The organism is Kushneria sp. EE4 (assembly GCF_977968315.1).
Genome location: NZ_OZ386212.1, coordinates 2,752,179 through 2,769,481 on the forward strand (window position 1 = coordinate 2,752,179; position 17,303 = coordinate 2,769,481).

The 17,303-nt window shown below is 63.2% G+C and carries 18 protein-coding genes; 8 read left to right on the forward strand and 10 right to left on the reverse strand.

All coding sequences use genetic code 11. From position 1 onward, the window contains the following. Window positions 1-69 precede the first annotated feature (69 nt). Entirely contained in the window at window positions 70-300 is a 231-nt protein-coding gene (locus ACXMYO_RS12505) for a ChaB family protein (RefSeq protein ID WP_438765109.1), read from the reverse strand. 81 nt (window positions 301-381) lie between these two features. Further along, complete coding sequence (locus ACXMYO_RS12510) at window positions 382-2,298, reverse strand: ATP-binding cassette domain-containing protein (protein ID WP_457808956.1); 1,917 nt, start codon at window positions 2,296-2,298, stop codon at window positions 382-384. A gap of 50 nt (window positions 2,299-2,348) precedes the next feature. Between ACXMYO_RS12510 and ACXMYO_RS12515 the strand changes: the two genes are divergently transcribed. Then, complete coding sequence (locus ACXMYO_RS12515; protein WP_457808957.1) at window positions 2,349-2,855, forward strand: TIGR02444 family protein; 507 nt, start codon at window positions 2,349-2,351, stop codon at window positions 2,853-2,855. Between the two features lie 103 nt (window positions 2,856-2,958). Then, entirely contained in the window at window positions 2,959-3,813 is an 855-nt protein-coding gene (locus ACXMYO_RS12520) for an FKBP-type peptidyl-prolyl cis-trans isomerase (protein ID WP_438765114.1), read from the forward strand. Between the two features lie 377 nt (window positions 3,814-4,190). On the opposite strand, the gene ACXMYO_RS12525 is transcribed toward ACXMYO_RS12520, so the two are convergent. The 5 genes from ACXMYO_RS12525 to ACXMYO_RS12545 all read right to left on the reverse strand — a co-directional run bounded on the left by ACXMYO_RS12525 (window position 4,191) and on the right by ACXMYO_RS12545 (window position 8,352). After that, on the reverse strand, window positions 4,191-4,685 hold the full coding sequence (locus tag ACXMYO_RS12525) for a hypothetical protein (protein WP_438765115.1): 495 nt from the start codon (window positions 4,683-4,685) through the stop codon (window positions 4,191-4,193). A gap of 301 nt (window positions 4,686-4,986) precedes the next feature. Continuing rightward, window positions 4,987-5,706 carry a tRNA (guanosine(46)-N7)-methyltransferase TrmB gene (gene trmB / locus ACXMYO_RS12530; RefSeq protein WP_457808958.1) on the reverse strand — a complete coding sequence of 240 codons (720 nt, stop codon included), beginning with the start codon at window positions 5,704-5,706 and terminating at the stop codon, window positions 4,987-4,989. Window positions 5,707-5,749: 43 nt separating this feature from the next. Beyond that, a complete protein-coding gene (locus ACXMYO_RS12535; RefSeq protein WP_457808959.1) occupies window positions 5,750-6,553 on the reverse strand; it encodes a thiazole synthase in 804 nt (267 codons plus the stop codon). 59 nt (window positions 6,554-6,612) lie between these two features. After that, window positions 6,613-6,813 carry a sulfur carrier protein ThiS gene (gene thiS, locus ACXMYO_RS12540; RefSeq protein ID WP_438765118.1) on the reverse strand — a complete coding sequence of 67 codons (201 nt, stop codon included), beginning with the start codon at window positions 6,811-6,813 and terminating at the stop codon, window positions 6,613-6,615. 57 nt (window positions 6,814-6,870) lie between these two features. Next, the gene (locus tag ACXMYO_RS12545; RefSeq protein WP_457808960.1) at window positions 6,871-8,352 is read right to left on the reverse strand and encodes an alanine/glycine:cation symporter family protein; all 1,482 of its coding nucleotides are present in this window, start codon (window positions 8,350-8,352) and stop codon (window positions 6,871-6,873) included. Between the two features lie 163 nt (window positions 8,353-8,515). Here ACXMYO_RS12545 and ACXMYO_RS12550 point away from each other — a divergent pair, with 163 nt between their 5' ends. From ACXMYO_RS12550 to ACXMYO_RS12575, 6 genes are all read left to right on the forward strand, one after another. After that, window positions 8,516-8,902 (forward strand): DUF423 domain-containing protein, encoded by a 387-nt coding sequence (locus ACXMYO_RS12550; RefSeq protein ID WP_457808961.1) that lies wholly within the window; start codon window positions 8,516-8,518, stop codon window positions 8,900-8,902. Between the two features lie 50 nt (window positions 8,903-8,952). Next, window positions 8,953-9,951, forward strand: coding sequence for an alpha/beta hydrolase (locus tag ACXMYO_RS12555; protein ID WP_457808962.1), 999 nt, complete (start codon window positions 8,953-8,955; stop codon window positions 9,949-9,951). Beyond that, entirely contained in the window at window positions 9,948-10,469 is a 522-nt protein-coding gene (locus ACXMYO_RS12560; RefSeq protein ID WP_457808963.1) for a hypothetical protein, read from the forward strand. Before ACXMYO_RS12555 ends, ACXMYO_RS12560 begins: the two co-directional genes overlap by 4 nt. Before the next feature lie 52 nt (window positions 10,470-10,521). Then, window positions 10,522-11,610 (forward strand): pyridoxal phosphate-dependent aminotransferase, encoded by a 1,089-nt coding sequence (locus tag ACXMYO_RS12565; protein ID WP_457808964.1) that lies wholly within the window; start codon window positions 10,522-10,524, stop codon window positions 11,608-11,610. Between the two features lie 286 nt (window positions 11,611-11,896). Then, window positions 11,897-12,925 (forward strand): lipopolysaccharide kinase InaA family protein, encoded by a 1,029-nt coding sequence (locus ACXMYO_RS12570; protein ID WP_457808965.1) that lies wholly within the window; start codon window positions 11,897-11,899, stop codon window positions 12,923-12,925. Between the two features lie 84 nt (window positions 12,926-13,009). After that, a complete protein-coding gene (locus tag ACXMYO_RS12575) occupies window positions 13,010-14,092 on the forward strand; it encodes a sulfite oxidase (RefSeq protein ID WP_457808966.1) in 1,083 nt (360 codons plus the stop codon). 42 nt (window positions 14,093-14,134) lie between these two features. On the opposite strand, the gene ACXMYO_RS12580 is transcribed toward ACXMYO_RS12575, so the two are convergent. The 3 genes from ACXMYO_RS12580 to ACXMYO_RS12590 all read right to left on the reverse strand — a co-directional run bounded on the left by ACXMYO_RS12580 (window position 14,135) and on the right by ACXMYO_RS12590 (window position 17,219). Next, complete coding sequence (locus tag ACXMYO_RS12580; RefSeq protein WP_457808967.1) at window positions 14,135-15,559, reverse strand: amidase; 1,425 nt, start codon at window positions 15,557-15,559, stop codon at window positions 14,135-14,137. 126 nt (window positions 15,560-15,685) lie between these two features. Further along, a complete protein-coding gene (locus ACXMYO_RS12585; RefSeq protein ID WP_457808968.1) occupies window positions 15,686-16,573 on the reverse strand; it encodes a carbon-nitrogen hydrolase family protein in 888 nt (295 codons plus the stop codon). A gap of 58 nt (window positions 16,574-16,631) precedes the next feature. Continuing rightward, complete coding sequence (locus ACXMYO_RS12590; RefSeq protein WP_457808969.1) at window positions 16,632-17,219, reverse strand: GNAT family N-acetyltransferase; 588 nt, start codon at window positions 17,217-17,219, stop codon at window positions 16,632-16,634. Between the last annotated feature and the right edge of the window lie 84 nt (window positions 17,220-17,303).

Genomic DNA, 17,303 nt, shown 5'->3' on the forward strand with positions numbered 1-17,303 from the left:
AGGGCCGCCACAATGATGTGGCGGCCCTTTTCCGGAATCGGCAGAACGGCAATATAGATGGAGTCCGAATCAGTGTTTCGGGTGCCACTTGCCATCATCGCCCTTGTGATACTTCGACTCGACAGCCTTCCAGGCCACGGCGTGGGCCGTCTCTTCCCGCGAGGCATTACCGCGGCGGTCTTCAGGCCTGGCGTACTCCTCCCAGGCGCTGTTGAAGGCTTCCTTGTAGATGGTGCGGGCATGCGGCGGCAGTACCTTGCGGGCACTGTCGGGAATGTCATCACGGTTATCGTAGGGCATCTCTGCTCCCTGAAGTCAGTCAGTGTCGGGCAATGCCCTCCCAGTGTAGCCCGCTGCCGACATCTGCCCACCACCGGCATGTCAGGAGGCGGTAAGCTGCGCCTGCATCTCCTCGAGCGCCTCTTCGGCCTCCATCCAGGCCTGCTCGTCGCTTTCCAGACGCGCCTTCCATTCGCCCTGCTCGCGCAACAGCTCGGTGAGTCGCGCCTTTTGATCGGCTTCGTAGATTGTCGGGTCCGACAGCTTTTCTTCCACGGCCTCAAGCGCCTTTTGCGCCTTTTCCATCGACTTCTCGGCGGCGTCGCGCTGCTTTTTCAAGGGCTTTAACTGCTCGCGAAGCTCGGCGGCGGCACGGCGGGTGGCCCGGCGATCCTCCTTCGGCGCGGCGCTCTCCTCGGCCTCCGGGTCGGGGCTGCGGGCAGCCTCGGTGAGGCGATTTTTCAGCCACAGCCGGTAGTCCTCCAGCGTGCCGTCAAAGGCAAACACCCGGCCATCGGCCACGCACCAGAACTCATCGACGCTGGCGCGCAGCAGATGGCGGTCGTGCGAGACGATCAGCACGGCGCCGTCGAAGGCGGCCAGCGCCTCCGTCAGCGCGTCGCGCATGTCCAGATCCAGGTGGTTGGTCGGCTCATCAAGCAGCAGCAGGTTGGGCTTTTGCCAGGCAATCAGGGCCAGCGCCAGGCGGGCCTTTTCACCGCCGGAAAAGCGGGTAATCACCTCAAAGGCATCATCGCCGCGAAAGCCGAAGCCGCCCAGAAAGTCGCGAATCACCTGCTCGGAGGCCTGCGGCGACATGCGCTGCACGTGCATGAAGGCACTGGCACTTAAATCCAGCGCGTCGAGCTGATGCTGGGCGAAATAGCCCACCGCCAGATGCTCGCCCTCGGTGCGCTCCCCCTTGAGCAGGGCCAGCTCGCCGGTCAGCGCTTTGATCAGCGTTGATTTACCGGCGCCATTGGGACCCAGCAACCCGATACGGCTGCCCGGCGCCAGCGACAATCGCACGTTGTCCACGATCGGCGATTCGCCGTAGCCGATGGCGGCGTGGTCGATCGACAGCAGCGGATGAGAGACCTTGTCGGAACAGGGCAGCCGGAAGCGAAACGGCGATTCGGCGCGCAGCGGGGCGATATCCTCCATGCGCTCGAGCATCTTGAGCCGGCTCTGGGCCTGCTTGGCCTTGGTCGCCTTGGCACGAAAGCGGCGCACGAAATCCTCGATCTCGGCTCGGCGCGCCTGCTGCTTCTCGCGCTCGGCCTCGCGCTGGGCCAGCCGCTCGGCGCGGGTGCGCTCAAAGGTGGTGAAGTTGCCGCGATAGAGCTGCACGTGGCGCTGATCAAAATGCACGATGTGATCGCACACCGCATCGAGAAAGTCCCGGTCGTGCGAGATCAAAAGCAGCGTGCCGGGATAGCGCACCAGCCACTGTTCGAGCCACAGCAGCGCGTCCAGATCCAGGTGGTTGGTCGGCTCATCGAGCAGCATCAGATCGGAGGGTTTGAACAGCGTCTGCGCCAGATTGGCGCGCATGCGCCAGCCACCCGAGAAGTCCGACAGCGGTCGGTCAAGGTCGCGCTGGGCAAAGCCGAGCCCGACCAGCAGCTGTTCGGCCCGGGCTCTTGCCGTGTAGCCATCCAGTGATTCGATCGCGCCGTGCAGCTCGGCCTCGCGATGGTGCTCACCGGCAGCGTGCGCCGCCTCCAGCGCCTTTTGTGTCTCGCGCAGGGCGTGATCACCGTCGAGCACGAAATCGGTCAGGCTGCGCGAAAGCGTCACAATCTCCTGGCTCATGTGGGCAATCCGCACCCCGCCATTGAGCGCCACCTCGCCGCGCTCGGGCGTCAACTGCCCCAGAATCAGCTGGAAAAGGCTCGATTTACCGGTGCCGTTGGCGCCCACAATGCCGGCGTGGTGTCCCATCGAGAGCATGAAGTCTGCGGACTCGATCAGCGGTACCCCGCCACGTTGGAGCTCGAGCTGGCGAAATGCGATCATGCAGTATCCTGTCCGGCCGGTTGCCGATAAGTGGTCGAATGAACAAGTCAATGGGTTCCCATTCTAACCGAAATCTCGCCCCGCTTTGGCCCTGGGCGCTGGCCCTTTATGCCCGCCCCGGCGTCAGCGAGACACTGCTTGCCCTGCAGGACGAGGCCGGCCTCGACGTCTGCGAGCTGCTCTGGGGGCTCTGGCTGCTCGCCCATGGCCGGGCACCGGGCCTCGATATTGACCAGGAGCTTGTTCCCGTGCGCCAGTGGCAGCAGCACTACACGCAGCCGCTGCGACAGCTGCGCCGCGATCTAAAACCACAGGCCCTCGACCGGCCCGAACTTGAAGCGATGCGCACGCATATCAAACAGGCCGAGCTGCAAGGCGAGCGCGAAACGCTGCGACGGCTCGAGGCGCTGGGCATTGCGACCGGCGTACCCTGCCCCGCCTCTGCCTGCCGAGAGACGCTTTTAAAGCCGCTGACCGGCGTGCTAGAGCAGCGTCATCAGCGACTGATTTCCCAACTACGCCTTGAAAGTGACAATATGGCGCCCCCATCGTGCTGATAGTCCGTTGAAAGGCAATCGACATTCCTTCAGGGATTGGCGTGATTTTTTTCACTGGGTGTTGTCCAACATCCCTTGATGACCATGTGTACAAGGAGATTTCATGAATAAACTGTTGAGCGCGGTCACTCTGAGCACGCTGATCGTACTGACAGGCTGTTCCGATGCCGACGACAGTCAGGACAACAGCGCCGATGACCAGGCCCCGCAGCAGGAGCAGGCCCAGCAAAACGGCAACGACAACGACGCGCAGCAGCAGGACGACTTCGAGTCCGATCAGGCGCGTCTGGCCTATGCCGTGGGCGTGACGCTGGCCCGCAACCTTCATGAAGACATGGAGGATCTGGATGTTGATAACTTCACCAGCGGCATCAAGGATGTCTATGACGGCAGCGACATTCGTCTGAGCGATCAGCAGATCGGTGATGCCCTGCAGCAGTATCAGCAGCAGATGATTGCCGAGCAGCAGCAACAGATGCAGCAGCAGGCCGACGAAAACGCCCAGGCCGGCCAGCAGTTTCTGGAAGAAAACGCCGACAAGGATGGCGTGGAAACCACCGAGTCCGGCCTTCAGTACCGTGTCATGGAAGAAGGCGACGACAGCGGTGCCCAGCCCGGCGATGAAGACCAGGTCCGCGTCAATTACGAAGGCCGCACCCTCGATGGCAACGTCTTTGACAGCTCCTACGAGCGTGGCGAGCCGGTCACCTTCCAGGTCAATCAGGTGATCCCTGGCTGGCAGGAAGCCCTGAAGATGATGCACCCGGGCGATGAGTGGGAAATCTACGTGCCGTCCGAGCTGGCCTACGGCGAAGCGGGCACCGGCCCGATCGAGCCGAACCAGACCCTGATCTTCAAGGTGGAACTGCTGGGCGTGGGTGACGACGCCACCGCTGCTGAAGGCGACGCGACCGGCGCCACTCAGCCAGACAGTGCCGAGACCCAGCCGGCCGGTTAAAACGACAGCATCATGATGCTGATCTGCCACCGGGTGTGACCGCCCGGTGGCTTTTTCATGTCTGACAGTCTGTAACGGTTCGTCATTAATCCCGAGCCGAACGCCCTGTGGATAAGGCTGTGAGGTAGTGTTTTATTACCGCCTGACGGCCTGTGCATAAATGTCGCATCCCTTCGTCATGCGCATGGCACATCCGGCAAAGAAAAGTGACAAAAAATTTTTAACACGCTGTTTAATATCATTATTTATGAAAACAGCGACGCTCGGTGTCAAAACGGCCTCGGTGAGCGCCTTTTGCCGGTGTCAAGAAAAAATTCCCAACGCCGTGTGGATAATTAATAGGAAAATTCATGTGTCAGCCGCCGTGACATTGTGCATCAGCGACACGGCAGCGACAGATCGTACCAGCTGCCCAGCACGCCGCGAGCCGTGGTCACCGCAAGGCTGCCTCGTAGGCGCTGCGCCTCACCACCGCACGAGGGAAGCTCGAACGTACCCCGATACTGACCGGGCGCCGTGGCCGACAGCAACGTCGTCATGTGCCGCGGATGAGCGTCTGTTTCTTCAAGCTGCGCGCGGACCTGCTCGGCGTCGAGACCGTCAAGCGTCATTTCCACACTCAACTGCGCCCCTTGCCAATGCCACCGTGTCTGCATCTCGCCAAAACGCCCCAGCGCCGTGAAGCAGCGCTCGGTCAATGGCCGGCATTCAAGCTCGGGGGCAAACCAGGTCACCTGTGAGCGATTGCCGGCGCCCACGTAGTAATATCCCAGATAGGTGATGGCCACGGTCACCGTGATCAGCGTGACCACGACCAGCGTATTGAGCCAGCGCAGTGACGGTATCCGGGAAGACGATTCAGGTAGCGGCATGGTCACAGCGTCCGATGATCGAGCGGGTGCCGGGCAGCGCGCAGAAAAGATGCAGGGCCGCCGAGCAATAACAGCAGACATTCATTTAAAAAATATTCTCATTTGCCTTGACCGGCCAAATGAGAATGGTTATCTTTGAGATGTGGTGATCGCCAGTCACCACATGAACAACCCGATATGTCAGGTATCGAGTGGTTCATCTCCTCATCAAGCTAGTCACGGTCCTTGAGCCGCCCCTTTGGGGCGGCTTTTTTACATCATGCGTACGGCCCGGCTACTCTCGGCTCAATCACTTGTCCGGTCAGTCGCAGCGCCGATAGATCAGATCCCACACGCCATGACCCAGACGCTCGCCGCGGGTTTCAAACTTGGTCAGCGGTCGGAAATCCGGGCGCGGTACGTAATCGCTGTCTTGCGCCAGTGTCTCAAACCCGGGCGCCTCGTTCATGGTCTCGACCATGTACTCGGCGTAGGGCTGCCAGTCGGTGGCCATGTGAAAACGCCCCCCTGGAACAAACACACGCCGCACGCGATCGATAAAGGCCGGCTGCAGGATGCGGCGCTTGTGATGGCGCTTTTTGGGCCAGGGGTCAGGGAAGAAAAGCTGCAGCGTATCGATCGACTCACCCGGCAGGCAGTCATCGAGCACCCTGAGGGCATCCTCACGATAGACGCGCACGTTGGACAGTCCCGCCTTGTCGACATCATCAAGCAGCTTGCCCACGCCCGGCGGGTGCACCTCGATGCCGATAAAATCGGTCTCCGGGTTGTTTTGTGCCTGCTCGAGCAGCGAGCCGCCCATGCCAAAGCCGATTTCGACCACGCACGGGGCGCGGCGGCCAAACAGCGCTTCCAGATCCAGCCGCCCCTGCTCGAGCGTCAGACCCAGCCGGGGAAAGACCTCTTCCAGGCCGCGGCGCTGGGCCAGGGTCATGCGCCCACTGCGAACCACATAGCTCTTGATGCCGCGGTGCGGCGTCTGTTCACCGGCATCAGCGCCCGGCGTTGTTTCTTCTGTCATCACAAATATCGTCAAAAACGGTGGAACGGGGCATGGCCCGCAGTCAGCCGGTGATCAGGCCTTCCGTGGGCGATGAGGGACTGGCGGCATAGGTCTTTCTGCCCATGCGCTCGGCCAGGCGGGCTTCACGCCCGGCTTCAACGGCCTTTCTCATGGCGCTGGCCATCAGAATCGGCTGGCGTGCGTGCGCGATGGCCGAATTGACCAGCACGCCGTCACAGCCAAGCTCCATGGCCATGGCCGCGTCAGAGGGCGTGCCGATACCGGCATCGACCAGAATCGGCACGCGGGCATTATCGATGATCAGCGACAGCGCGTGCGGGTTGAGCAGGCCGTGGCCGGAGCCGATCAGCGAGCCCAGCGGCATGACCGCGCAGCAGCCGATCGATTCAAGCTCGGCGGCCACGATCGGATCGTCACTGGTATACACCATGACATCGAAGCCGTCCTCGACCAGCGTGCGCGCCGCGCTGAGGGTCTCCATCACGTTGGGATAAAGCGTTTTGTCATTGCCCAGCACTTCCAGCTTGACGAGGTTGTGACCGTCAAGCAGCTCACGGGCGAGCTGGCAGGTGCGCACCGCGTCGCGCGCGTTATAGCAGCCGGCCGTATTGGGCAGGATGGTGTAGCGCTCGGGGGAGATGACATCAAGCAGATTGGGTTCATCCGGGTTCTGCCCGATGTTGGAGCGACGCACGGCGACCGTCACGATCTCGGCACCGCTGGCCTCGACCGCCGCGCCGGTTTCTTCCAGATCACGGTACTTGCCGGTGCCGACCAGAAGCCGTGAGGTGAAGGTTCGCCCGGCAATGTGCAATGGGCTGTCCCACTGGGAGTCAGTGCTCATGATGTTCTCCTCGAACCCGTTTGACGAGCTCTGATGCGATTGCCTTCGCAGCGGGCGTCTCACCCGCCGCCGATGGCATGAACAATCTCGACGCGATCGCCCTCGTTGAGCGTCGTCGTCGCATGGCGGGTGCGTGGCACGATGGCCTCGTTGACCTCCACGGCGATGCGCCGTCCGGCCAACTCAAGCGTGTCGATCAGGTCGGCCACGCTGCCGACCTGATCAAACCGGCGTGCTTCCCCGTTGATGTAAAGCTGCATGTCATATCCTGCATTGGCATCAGGGAGAGGCATTATAACGTCGGCCCCTGGGCGCTCCTACCGTTTCGCCGCGCCTTCAGGTGACGTCCAGACACCCTTTGCCAGCTGCTCGGGCTTTTTGAGCACGCTCGGATCAAAGACCGGCTCCTTGACGCCACTGTTGCGCTGGCGCTCGTAGTCTTTCAAAACGCGGATGGCCACCGGCGCCAAAAGCAGCATGGCAATCAGGTTGGTGGTCGCCATCAGTCCCATCGCGAGATCGGCGAAATTCCACACAAACGTCAGATTGGCCACCGCCCCGATCATCACCATCGCCAGAATCATGATGCGAATGACCGACACTGCCCGGTCGCTGTGGCGCGGGAACAGATACTCGACGTTGACCGCACTGTAGGCAAAGTTGGCCAGAATCGAGGTGAAGGCGAAAAAGAAGATCGCAATGGCGATAAAGATTTCACCGAAGCTGCCCAGGTGATCGACCATCGCCTCCTGAGTCAGGGTGATGCCTTCGATCGACTGGCCTGGCGAGGTGGTCATCAGCGTGTCGTAGACACCTGAGAGCAGAATCACCACGGCCGTACAGGTACAGATGATCAAAGTGTCGATGACCACGCCAAAGGACTGCACCAGCCCCTGTGCGGCAGGATGCTTGACCGTGGCCGTGGCTGCCGCGTTGGGCGCCGAGCCCATGCCGGCCTCGTTGGAGAACAGACCGCGCTTGATGCCGTTTTCCATCGCAATCTTGATGGAGTAGCCGGCCGCCCCGCCGATGGCCGGGCCAAAGCCGAAGGCACTCTTGACGATCAGCGCCAGCATCTCGGGAACTGCCGTGATGTTGGCAAACAACACGTAGAGCGCGACCAGCAGATAGGCGATCGCCATGATCGGCACGATCTTTTCAGCAGCGCGCGCCACCGAGCGGATACCGCCATAGATGACCAGCGCGGTCAGGGCCACCAGCACGACACCGGTGATCCAGGTGGGCACGGCAAAGGCGCCGTTGACCGCCTGGGCGATGGTGTTGGACTGCGCGCCGCAAAAGGCCAGACCGAAGGCAATGATCAAAAAGATCGCGAACAGACAGCCCATCCAGCGCTGGCCCAGCCCGCGCTCGATGTAATAGGCCGGACCGCCGCGAAAGACACCGTCCTTGTGCTCGATCTTGTAGACCTGCCCCAGGGTGGATTCGATAAAGGCCGTGGCCAGACCGATAATGGCGGTCATCCACATCCAGAAGATCGCACCGGGGCCGCCCACCCACAGCGCTAGCGCCACACCGGCCAGGTTACCGGTGCCCACGCGCGCGGCCAGTGAGGTGGCAAAGGCCTGAAAGGCGCTCACGCCTTCACCGCTGCCCCGGCTGGTAAAGGTCACACGGGCCATGTGGCCCAGCAGACGAAACTGCATGAACCGGGTCGCAATGGTAAAGATGATACCCGCCCCCAGCAGCAGATAGACCAGTATGAACGACCAGATAAAACCGCTGATCGGGTTCATCACGGCATAGATGGCATTTTCAACGGTAGTGATAAATTCCATGGGAAATCCCCGCCATGCCTCACTGTCACGGAGGCATTACTCTTATGGTGTGTTATTGATCAGAGCCACCGACCCGGGCGCGCCGCCTGGTGGCTCGGGCGCGTGCGTGCGACCATACACGGATTCAGGGGCGAATGCCCGAATCGATAGGAGTATATGCCCCATGCCATCGCGCCTTCTCTGGCTTGTTGTGGCCCTGTCCGGACTGGCAGTGGTGGTGCTGGGCGCCTGGGGTGCCCACGGCCTGGCCGACCGGCTGGATGCCGACGCTCTCAACGCCTGGCACACCGGCGTACGCTATCAGGCCTGGCACACGCTGGCCTTCATGATGATTCTTGTCTGGCGCGAGAGTGTGGCACTCAGGGGGCAGTGCCTGGTACTGGCCCTTTGGGGTACGGGCGTGGCGCTTTTTTGCGGCTCGCTGTATCTGCTGGCGCTGGGCGGGCCGGCGCTACTGGGACCGGTGACGCCGCTGGGCGGGCTTGTGATGATGGCCGGCTGGGTCATGCTGGGTGTGACGGCCTTGCGTCGTCGCCTTGAGCCCTCATAATGAACTCCGGCTGCGCGACGGGCGTGGCGCGCACGTGAGCGTTTTCGACAATGTCGCTACCCGATTTTTCCGAGCTTCTGGAGGCCGGCCCGCTGGCCCCCCTGCCCCTGCCGCCCACCGGCGTGATGGATGAATATTTTCGCCATTACGCCCTGGACGATCTGATCGCGCAGGCCGGCGGGATCGAATCGGGCCATATCCAGGTCAACGAGTTTCGCCTCTGGACGCAGATCTGGACGCCGCGACACGAATCGCTTCGCGGTACGGTCGTGGTGGTCCACGGCTATTTTGACCATCTGGGCCTTTACGGCCACCTGCTGCGCCTGCTGCTGGAAGAGGGCTTTCGCGTGGTGCTCTGGGACCTGCCGGGGCACGGCCTGTCCAGCGGCGAGCGCGCCGCCATCGACGACTTTGCCACCTACATCCAGTGTCTGCGCGCCCTGCTCGCCCGGCTCGAAGCGAAAGACCTTCTGCAGCATCCGCTGATCGGGATCGGCCAGAGCACCGGTGCCGCCATTCTCACCACCGATGCGCTGGAGCGCCCCGGCCGTCACCCCTGGCAGTCGCTGGTGTTGCTGGCCCCGCTGGTACGCCCCTGCAAATGGCGACGCTCCCATCTGATGCATCGACTGGCGACCCCCTTTATTCGCAGCATCCCGCGTCACTATCGCCCCAACACGACCAATCTGGCCTTTTCCGCCTTTTTGCACCGCGAGGACCCGCTGCAGGCTGACACCCTGCCGCTGGTCTGGGTCGGGGCCATGCGCGACTGGATGGCCCATGTCCGCCGGCTGCCGCCCAGCGATCTGCCGACGCTGATCCTGCAGGGCGAGCAGGATGCCACCGTGGACTGGCGCTGGAATCTCGAGGTCCTGCGCCGGCTGCTGCCGGCGGCGCAAATCATCTATCATCAAACGGCCCGACACCACCTGGTCAACGAATCAACGGCTATCCGCCAGACCCTTTTCAGGGATCTGCATCACTTTCTGGCCACACGGACCCAAGGCTCATGCATGACCACTGCCGACACGCCCGAGGCGCCGTCATGATGCGACAGGCCTTTATCGTGCTGCTATCGCTTGTGATGGCAGGCTGCGCCGGTCAGGATGGCGACCCGTCGCGCCATCGCACACCGCTTGAAAACCTGGGGCAGGCCGCCGCGACCGAGGTTCTCCGAGAGCCGCCCTGGCAGGATGACCCGCAAAGCCGCGTTCTGCTTGTCACGCCGGTACAGGCCGATGCCGACTTCGGCGAGCAGGCCGACGCCCGCTTCAACGACGCCCTGACGCGACGCCTGCTCAGCGCCCGGCACGGCCCGCAGGTGCTGTCCGTGACCGAGGCGCCCGCCCGAAGTGACGCCCCTGCCAACCAGTGGCGCCTGTCGTCCCATCTAAGGGCCCCGCTGGGGGCCATCACGCTGTCGGATCGAAGGCTTTATCCCTACGCGCTGACAGTGACCCTCCAGCGCGGCGACAGTGACGACATCTGGTGGCAAAAGGAGATCGACGGCGCCTTCGACGAGCTGGGCCTGCCGCTATCAAAAGCGGCCGTGACCCCGGCGCCCTGATCTCTCTGCATTGACCCGGTCACCATTCATTCATGACGTGGAGTGTGTTTTCGTGCGTGCATCTCATCTTGATCGCAAAGGGCCGGACAACCCCTTCCCGGGGCGGCAGGCACTGGAGCGGCGCCTGGACCGGGCGCTGCCTCACCAGCTGGGCTCCAATGAAGGTCTGGACATGCCGCATCAGGCGCTGACCGAGGCGCTGGGGGCCCCGGTGGCCGAGCTGGCACGCGCCTATGGTGATGCCCAGGCGTTTGAACTGCGACAGCGGCTGGCCAAACACCTGATGACCTCTCCGGACGCCCTGCTGGTGGATGCCGGCGCCGACAGCCTGATCGCCCTGACCCTGCGCGCATTGTGCGATACCGGCACGACCGTGATCACCAGCGCCGGTACCTATCCGACCTTTCGCTACTTCGCCGAGGGCCACGGCTGTCGGCTGGTCGAGGTCGCCTATCACCAGGCCCCCGGCATTCTGGCCCCGGATGTGGATGCGCTGTTGCAGGCCGCCTGGCTGCACCACGCACGGCTGGTGTATCTGGCCAACCCGGACAACCCCAGCGGCCACTGCCTGTCGGATGCCGATATCGCACAGCTCGTCGCCAACCTGCCGCCGACGTGCCATCTACTGCTGGATGAGGCCTATCACGAGTTTCGCCCGGCCCCTGGCGACAGCGCCCCCATGGCCGGCGTGGTGCGACTTCGCACCTTCTCCAAGGCGCACGGGCTTGCCGGTCTGCGCATCGGCTACGCTATTGCCCCGCCCGAGCTGCTCGCGGTGATGTACAAGGTGCGCATTCATTACGCCGTATCCTCCGTGGCGCTGGCCGCCGCCGAAGTGGTACTGGCCCATATCGATGAGGTCGAAGAACATGTTCAGGCCGTGATCGAGCGGCGCGAGCGGCTGGCAGTCAAGCTGCTTCAACTCGGCGCCGAGGTGCTGCCTTCGGCCACCAACTTTGTAACCCTTCGCATGGCGAATGCCGAGCAGGCCCTCGAGGCGCAGAAAGCGCTGCTGGCAGACGGCGTCATCGTTCATCGCCCGCCGCATCCGGCCCTTGCCGACATCCTGCGGATCTCGGCCGTCGAAAACGCTCTGGCCTCTGACCGCCTCACCGCGCTCGAAAACATTCTTCAGCGTTGACAGCCCTTCTTTCACGGCCCTTCTCTCATGACATCCTGCTGATTCTGGAGGCGGGATGTCTCCGCCCGCGCCCTGCCTCTATTGCCTCGACGCGATGTCGGGTCGACCTTGTGATATTGCCTGCTACCATTTAATTGTTAAGTTTGTGTTAAAAGCTTCTGGACATAAGCGAACAGCGTTCTTATATTGCAGAAAAGGTTTAGCCTGTTAACGAATCGTGATGTCAATACCGTGACACAGTGCTTGATCCCATCGCCTGCCCAGGATCTGTACCGGTACTTCGATCATGAATATCTCCGAGCGCCAGCGCCGCCGTGGACGACCCGACGTCCTCCAGCGCTACTTTCACGGCCCCGTCTGCTTTTCCGGCTCCCCCTGGCAGTGGTGGCTGGCCGACGACCCGCGCGCGTACGAAGCGGCGCAGCGCATGGATCAGCACCTGCGCGGCCAAAAGAACAGCAGCGTCACGACCCTGCGCGAGCGCAAGGGCCGCAGCATCTTTCGCATTCAGGCAGCCCCGGGCGATTTCTTCGCCAAGGAGATTGCCCTGCCGTCACTGCGAAAGCGTTTCGGTGCCCTGCTGGGGGTGCAAAACCGGCTCTTTGGCCATGACCACGGCAGCGCCGAAGTCGACAACACCCTGACGCTCAACGAGCGCACCGGTCAGGGCCTTGACGTTCTGTGTCTAGGCGAACTCCTGCGCGGCGGCATACCCGATCATCAGCTTTTAATTCAGCCCTGGCTTGAGGGCTGGATCAATCTGGGTGAGGCCTTCAGCGCGGCCGACAGCCACCAGCGCCGCTCGCTTTTGCAGCGCCTTGAGGATCTGCTGCGCGATTTTCATCACGCCCGCATCTGTCATCTGGATATCAACATCGGCAACCTGATGGTCTCCACCGAAGACCCGCAGGCCCCACTGCGCGCCATCGACTGCGCGCGGATGACCACGCAAGTGACCCAGCCGGCGATCTCCACGGCGCTGCAGATCGGCAAGATGCTGCGCGAACTCTACGGCCGCAGCGAGGCGGACTTCGCTGCCCTCTACGCCCAGGCGCGCGCCATGCAGCGCCGCATTGCCGGCGAGGAAGGCGTGAGCGAGGCCACCGACACCCTGCTGGCCCTGTCGCTGCGCTATCGCCTGAGCAAGAACCTGTCCCGTCGCCGGCTGGTCACCGCCACCACCGTTAATATCGACGGGCCTGCGCTGGAACAGCGTGTGCGCGCCTCTCACAAAAATGCCGACATGCCTGCCATCGTCTGGAATGATGATCATCCGGCCATGGCGGATGAAGAGCCAATCTATTCCAACCACTAGAGAAACCGGTCGGGCATGACCTGTCGCTAAAAGCCGCTACGCTCAAGAGAGTCGTCCTTCACGGTCTGTCTGGAGCGTTGTGTCATGAGCTATCACCCCGGCATTTTCAAACCCCTGCCTGCCGAATATTTCCGCCACCCTGAAGAAGGGGGCGCCACCAACGTCGAAACCCGACTGTCGCGGCTGCCCGGCTACCTCACCCCCGTTCATCAATTCTTCGTGCGCAGCCATTTTGACATTCCCGAAGTGGACGCCACCGACTGGCGGTTGACGCTGACCGGGGACGCCCTGTCGCGTGAACAGTCACTGAGCCTGACCGATCTCGAACGCCTGCCACGCATCAGCGTCACTCGCGCCATCGAGTGTGCCGGCAACGCGCGTGCCTTCTTTGCCCGTGACTTCGGCAAGGCGGCCGAAGGCGCCCAGTGGGGACTGGGCGCTGTGGGCGTGGCCGAATGGAGCGGCGTGCGTCTGCGTGACGTGCTGGCACTGGCAGGTCTTGAAGAAGGCGCCTTTCACGTGCTGCCCGAGGGGCTCGACAGCGGCCGCTTCGCCCGGCCGCTGCCGATTGACAAGGCACTGGCCGACGACACAATCATCGCGCTTTCCATGAACGGCGAACCGCTGCCGATCGACCACGGTTTTCCCGCACGTCTGGTGGTCTCCGGGTGGCTGGGCGCGGCCAGCGTCAAGTGGCTGGGCCGCATCGAGGTCTCGCGCCAGGCGCGCAACACGTACTGGAACACGAAGGACTACACCCTGGCCGGCCCCGACTACCCGGCCGAAGGCGAGGCAGACGGCGTACCCATCACCACCATGCCGGTCATGAGTCTGGTGGATCTGGACGACGACGCCCGACTTCCTGCTGGGAAGACGATGCTGCGCGGGCGGGCGCTGTCGGGCGAGGGGCAGATCACCGATGTCGAGTGCCGCCTTGACGACGGCGACTGGCAGGAAGCCACCCTTCACACCCCCAACATCGCCGGCGCCTGGGTCTGCTGGTCACTGACCTGCGAACTTAACGCCGGCCGCCATCTCCTGCAGGTGCGCGCGCGTGATGACCGCGGTCATGAACAGCCGGAGCGCATGGTGTGGAACGATCACGGCTGTCTCTATAACGCCGTGACGCGCGTGGCGTTTCATGCCGGTGGCAGTGCTGAAGACTGATCAAACGCCCCATGGCGGGGCGTTCATTGATGTACTTCCGTCTCAGGGCCGGCTTTCATTGAGCCTTTCGGGAAAACGCGGCGGAAAGGCGTTCATGTACGCCCGGCAGGCGCGCAGCACCCGGGCATCATCGAAGCGGGCGCCGACGATCTGAAGGCCGATCGGCAGCCCGGCGGCGGTAAAGCCACAGGGCACGGAGGCCGCGGGCTGCTGGGTCAGGTTGAACGGGTAGGTGAAAGGGGTCCACTCCATCCAGTCGCGCATGCCGCTGCCCGGCGGTACCTCGTGACCGACCTCGAAGGCCGCGATGGGCACGCTGGGGGTGAGGATCAGATCATAGCTGTCCAGAAAGTGATCCATGTGGCGATTGAGCCGGGTGCGCATCGTCTGGGCACGCAAAAGATCCACGGCCGAGAAGGCGCGTCCCCATTCGGCAATCTCGGCAAGCCCCGGGTCGAGCAGTCCCTTTTGCTGCGGGGTCATGTCGGCCGCCTGCGTGGCCGAGGCCGACGCCCAGAGAATGCGATAGGTCTCCAGCGAGCTTTCCACTTCCGGTTCGATGCGTTCGACCTGCGCGCCGAGTTTTTCCAGACGATGGGCGGCGTGGCCCACGCAGTGAGAAATCTCGTCGTCGCGAACGGCGGTGCCCAGCGCCGGGCAAAAGGCCACCTTCAGCCCGTCCAGACGCCCTGTCTCATCACACTGCTCGCCCCAGTCCGCGGGCTGTCCCGGCACCGAGAAGTAGTCGTGGCCGTGGAAACGCCCGATCACATTGAGCATGGCGATGGCGTCATCGACCGTGCGGGTAATCGGGCCGATGTGGGACAGCGAGGCCATGGTGCTCGGCGGCCACTGCGGCACCCAGCCAAAGGTCGACTTGAAGCCGAACACGCCGGTGAAGGCAGCCGGTATGCGAATCGAGCCGCCGCTGTCGCCGCCCTGATGCAGCACGCCCATGTTGAGCGCTGCGGCCACCGCCGCGCCACCGGAGGAGCCGCCGGGCGTCAGGTCGGTGTTCCAGGGGTTGCGGGTAATGCCGGTCACGCGGCTGTCGGTGGTGGCCTTCCAGCCAAACTCCGGCGTGGTGGTCTTGCCCAGCAGTACGGCGCCGGCCTGGCGCAGAAACTGCGCCGGCGGGCCGTCGTGATCGCAGATGTCATCACCGGTTGTCAGCGACCCATCGCGCACCGGCATGCCGGCCACTTCGGAAAGATCCTTCATCGAGGCGGGAACGCCATCGATCGGCCCCAGCGGCTCGCCGCGCTGCCAGCGTGCTTCGCTGTCGCGGGCCGCCGCCAGCGCCCCGTCATGGTCCACATGACAAAAGGCATTGACCTCACCGTTGAAGCGCTCGATGCGCGCAAGCGCTGCGCGGGTGGCCTCGACCGGCGAGGCCTGGCCCGATGCATAAAGCGCGCGCAGCGTACGAGCGTCGCACAATCCGATGTCCGTTGGTCTCTCCTGCATGTCTCTCTCCCGGTCACGGCCCGCCATAGAGTGGTACCGGTACATCATCAGCGGGCCTGTCGATGATGGCCGGTGGCCTCCAGGGCCAGTGCCGCCCCCGACGTCATGACGGATGCCGGGGCGGCATCACTTGTCGATGATATACATGCGCTCGGGGTCAAACTGCTCCGGCCAGTCGCGACGCAGCAGCACCTGACCGTCCTCGCGCAGCGCGGCAATGACGGAGAGATCCAGCTCCACGTGCAGCCACGAGCTGCGATCGATGGTGATGTTTTCACTCTGCGCCACCACACCGCTGGCCGGCATGCCGATATCGGCCGGTACGTAGAGCCCGGCGCGGCCGTAATTGTAATCCAGCGCCTGCGACCAGGCCGCCTCGCCCACCGTGGGCGAGACCGCCACGGCAATCTGGTTTTCCAGCGCGCGAGCCCGCGCGCCGGTACGCACCCGGTAATAGCCGGATTCGGTATCGGTGCAGCTTGGCGAGACGATCAGGTCCACGCCCTGCTCGGCGAGCAGCCGCGCGGCCATGGGAAACTCGTTGTCATAGCAGATCAGGATGCCGAGTTTGCCAAATGCGGTATCAAACACCTGTAGGCCACTGCCGCCCTCGATGCCCCAGTGCTCGCGCTCGAAACGGGTCATGATCAGCTTGTCCTGAGTGCCGATCAGGCCATCGGGGCCAAAAAGCCATGCCCGATTGCGATAGACGCCGTCGTCATCACGCACCGGGGCGCTGCCCGGCACCAGATAAATCCCGAAACGCTTTGCCAGCGCCTCGCACTGCTCAAGCCAGGCCGGCAACATGGGCTGTAGCGCCTCGATGGAGGCGTGCAGGTCACCACGTACTTCGGGCGGCATCTGGCCGGTCATGACCAGGCTTGCATACTCCGGCATCACCAGAAGCTGGGCGCCGCGGCGGGCCGCCTGCTCGATGAGCGACTCCAGATGCGCCTGATAGTCGTATGAGTCTTCAAACAGCTCGATGGCGTACTGACACAGGGCCAGGTGCATGGGCACTCCTTGATAAAAGGGAAAGTCAGAAACCGGCGCCGAAGCGCCGGGCATTGCGTCAGTCGAGCGTCTTGAGCCAGAAGCGCAGGGTCTTGTGATTTGGTACCAAAGCGTCGATATCCTGCCACTCGTAGCGGGCGTAAAGCTCAGGTTTTGGCGTGTAGCCGCGCTTGCGCCAGAAGCTATCCAGCGGCTGGTAATTCGCCGGGCGCAGCGGATGATCGACAGGGCGCTCTACCGCACAGAAGGCTGTATGACGCACGCCGGGAAGCCGGCGCGCATGGGCCTCGCGCGCCTCGAAAAAGCGCACGCCCAGCCCCTGGCCGCGGCACTCGGGCAAAAGGATCGACTCGCCGAAATAGCACACGGTTTCGACAGCGATGCCCTGCTCAACGAAAGGGCGCTTGAACGCCTCGTCTTCATGGGCCAGCGGCAGTGCCGTGCTCATGCCCACGACCTGCTCACCGTCGAGCACCAGGATACAGAGGCTGTCATCGCTTTGCGCGTAGGTCTCCAGATAGTCACGCTCGTAGGCCGGCGTGCCGTCATAGAGATAGGGGAACTCACGAAAGACCCGGATGCGCAGCGCCGCCAGCTCGTCGAGCCACTGGCGGATCTGCGCGCCCTGAAGAGAGATCAGCTGCATCAACGCGTCTCCGCACCATATCAACGAACCGCTCAGGATAGCCTACCGGCGGCGGTGATGCTGCCCCGAACCGGCGCCTGTGCA

Bases quoted from the DNA above. Each gene is read 5' to 3' on its own strand.
- ACXMYO_RS12545 (WP_457808960.1), bottom strand. From the start codon at position 8,352: ATGGAATTTATCACTACCGTTGAAAATGCCATCTATGCCGTGATGAAC.
- ACXMYO_RS12515 (WP_457808957.1), top strand. From the start codon at position 2,349: ATGGGTTCCCATTCTAACCGAAATCTCGCCCCGCTTTGGCCCTGGGCG.
- thiS (WP_438765118.1), bottom strand. From the start codon at position 6,813: ATGCAGCTTTACATCAACGGGGAAGCACGCCGGTTTGATCAGGTCGGC.
- ACXMYO_RS12535 (WP_457808959.1), bottom strand. From the start codon at position 6,553: ATGAGCACTGACTCCCAGTGGGACAGCCCATTGCACATTGCCGGGCGA.
- ACXMYO_RS12570 (WP_457808965.1), top strand. From the start codon at position 11,897: ATGAATATCTCCGAGCGCCAGCGCCGCCGTGGACGACCCGACGTCCTC.
- ACXMYO_RS12560 (WP_457808963.1), top strand. From the start codon at position 9,948: ATGATGCGACAGGCCTTTATCGTGCTGCTATCGCTTGTGATGGCAGGC.
- ACXMYO_RS12555 (WP_457808962.1), top strand. From the start codon at position 8,953: ATGTCGCTACCCGATTTTTCCGAGCTTCTGGAGGCCGGCCCGCTGGCC.
- ACXMYO_RS12525 (WP_438765115.1), bottom strand. From the start codon at position 4,685: ATGCCGCTACCTGAATCGTCTTCCCGGATACCGTCACTGCGCTGGCTC.
- trmB (WP_457808958.1), bottom strand. From the start codon at position 5,706: ATGACAGAAGAAACAACGCCGGGCGCTGATGCCGGTGAACAGACGCCG.
- ACXMYO_RS12575 (WP_457808966.1), top strand. From the start codon at position 13,010: ATGAGCTATCACCCCGGCATTTTCAAACCCCTGCCTGCCGAATATTTC.
- ACXMYO_RS12590 (WP_457808969.1), bottom strand. From the start codon at position 17,219: ATGCAGCTGATCTCTCTTCAGGGCGCGCAGATCCGCCAGTGGCTCGAC.
- ACXMYO_RS12580 (WP_457808967.1), bottom strand. From the start codon at position 15,559: ATGCAGGAGAGACCAACGGACATCGGATTGTGCGACGCTCGTACGCTG.
- ACXMYO_RS12505 (WP_438765109.1), bottom strand. From the start codon at position 300: ATGCCCTACGATAACCGTGATGACATTCCCGACAGTGCCCGCAAGGTA.
- ACXMYO_RS12585 (WP_457808968.1), bottom strand. From the start codon at position 16,573: ATGCACCTGGCCCTGTGTCAGTACGCCATCGAGCTGTTTGAAGACTCA.
- ACXMYO_RS12510 (WP_457808956.1), bottom strand. From the start codon at position 2,298: ATGATCGCATTTCGCCAGCTCGAGCTCCAACGTGGCGGGGTACCGCTG.
- ACXMYO_RS12550 (WP_457808961.1), top strand. From the start codon at position 8,516: ATGCCATCGCGCCTTCTCTGGCTTGTTGTGGCCCTGTCCGGACTGGCA.
- ACXMYO_RS12520 (WP_438765114.1), top strand. From the start codon at position 2,959: ATGAATAAACTGTTGAGCGCGGTCACTCTGAGCACGCTGATCGTACTG.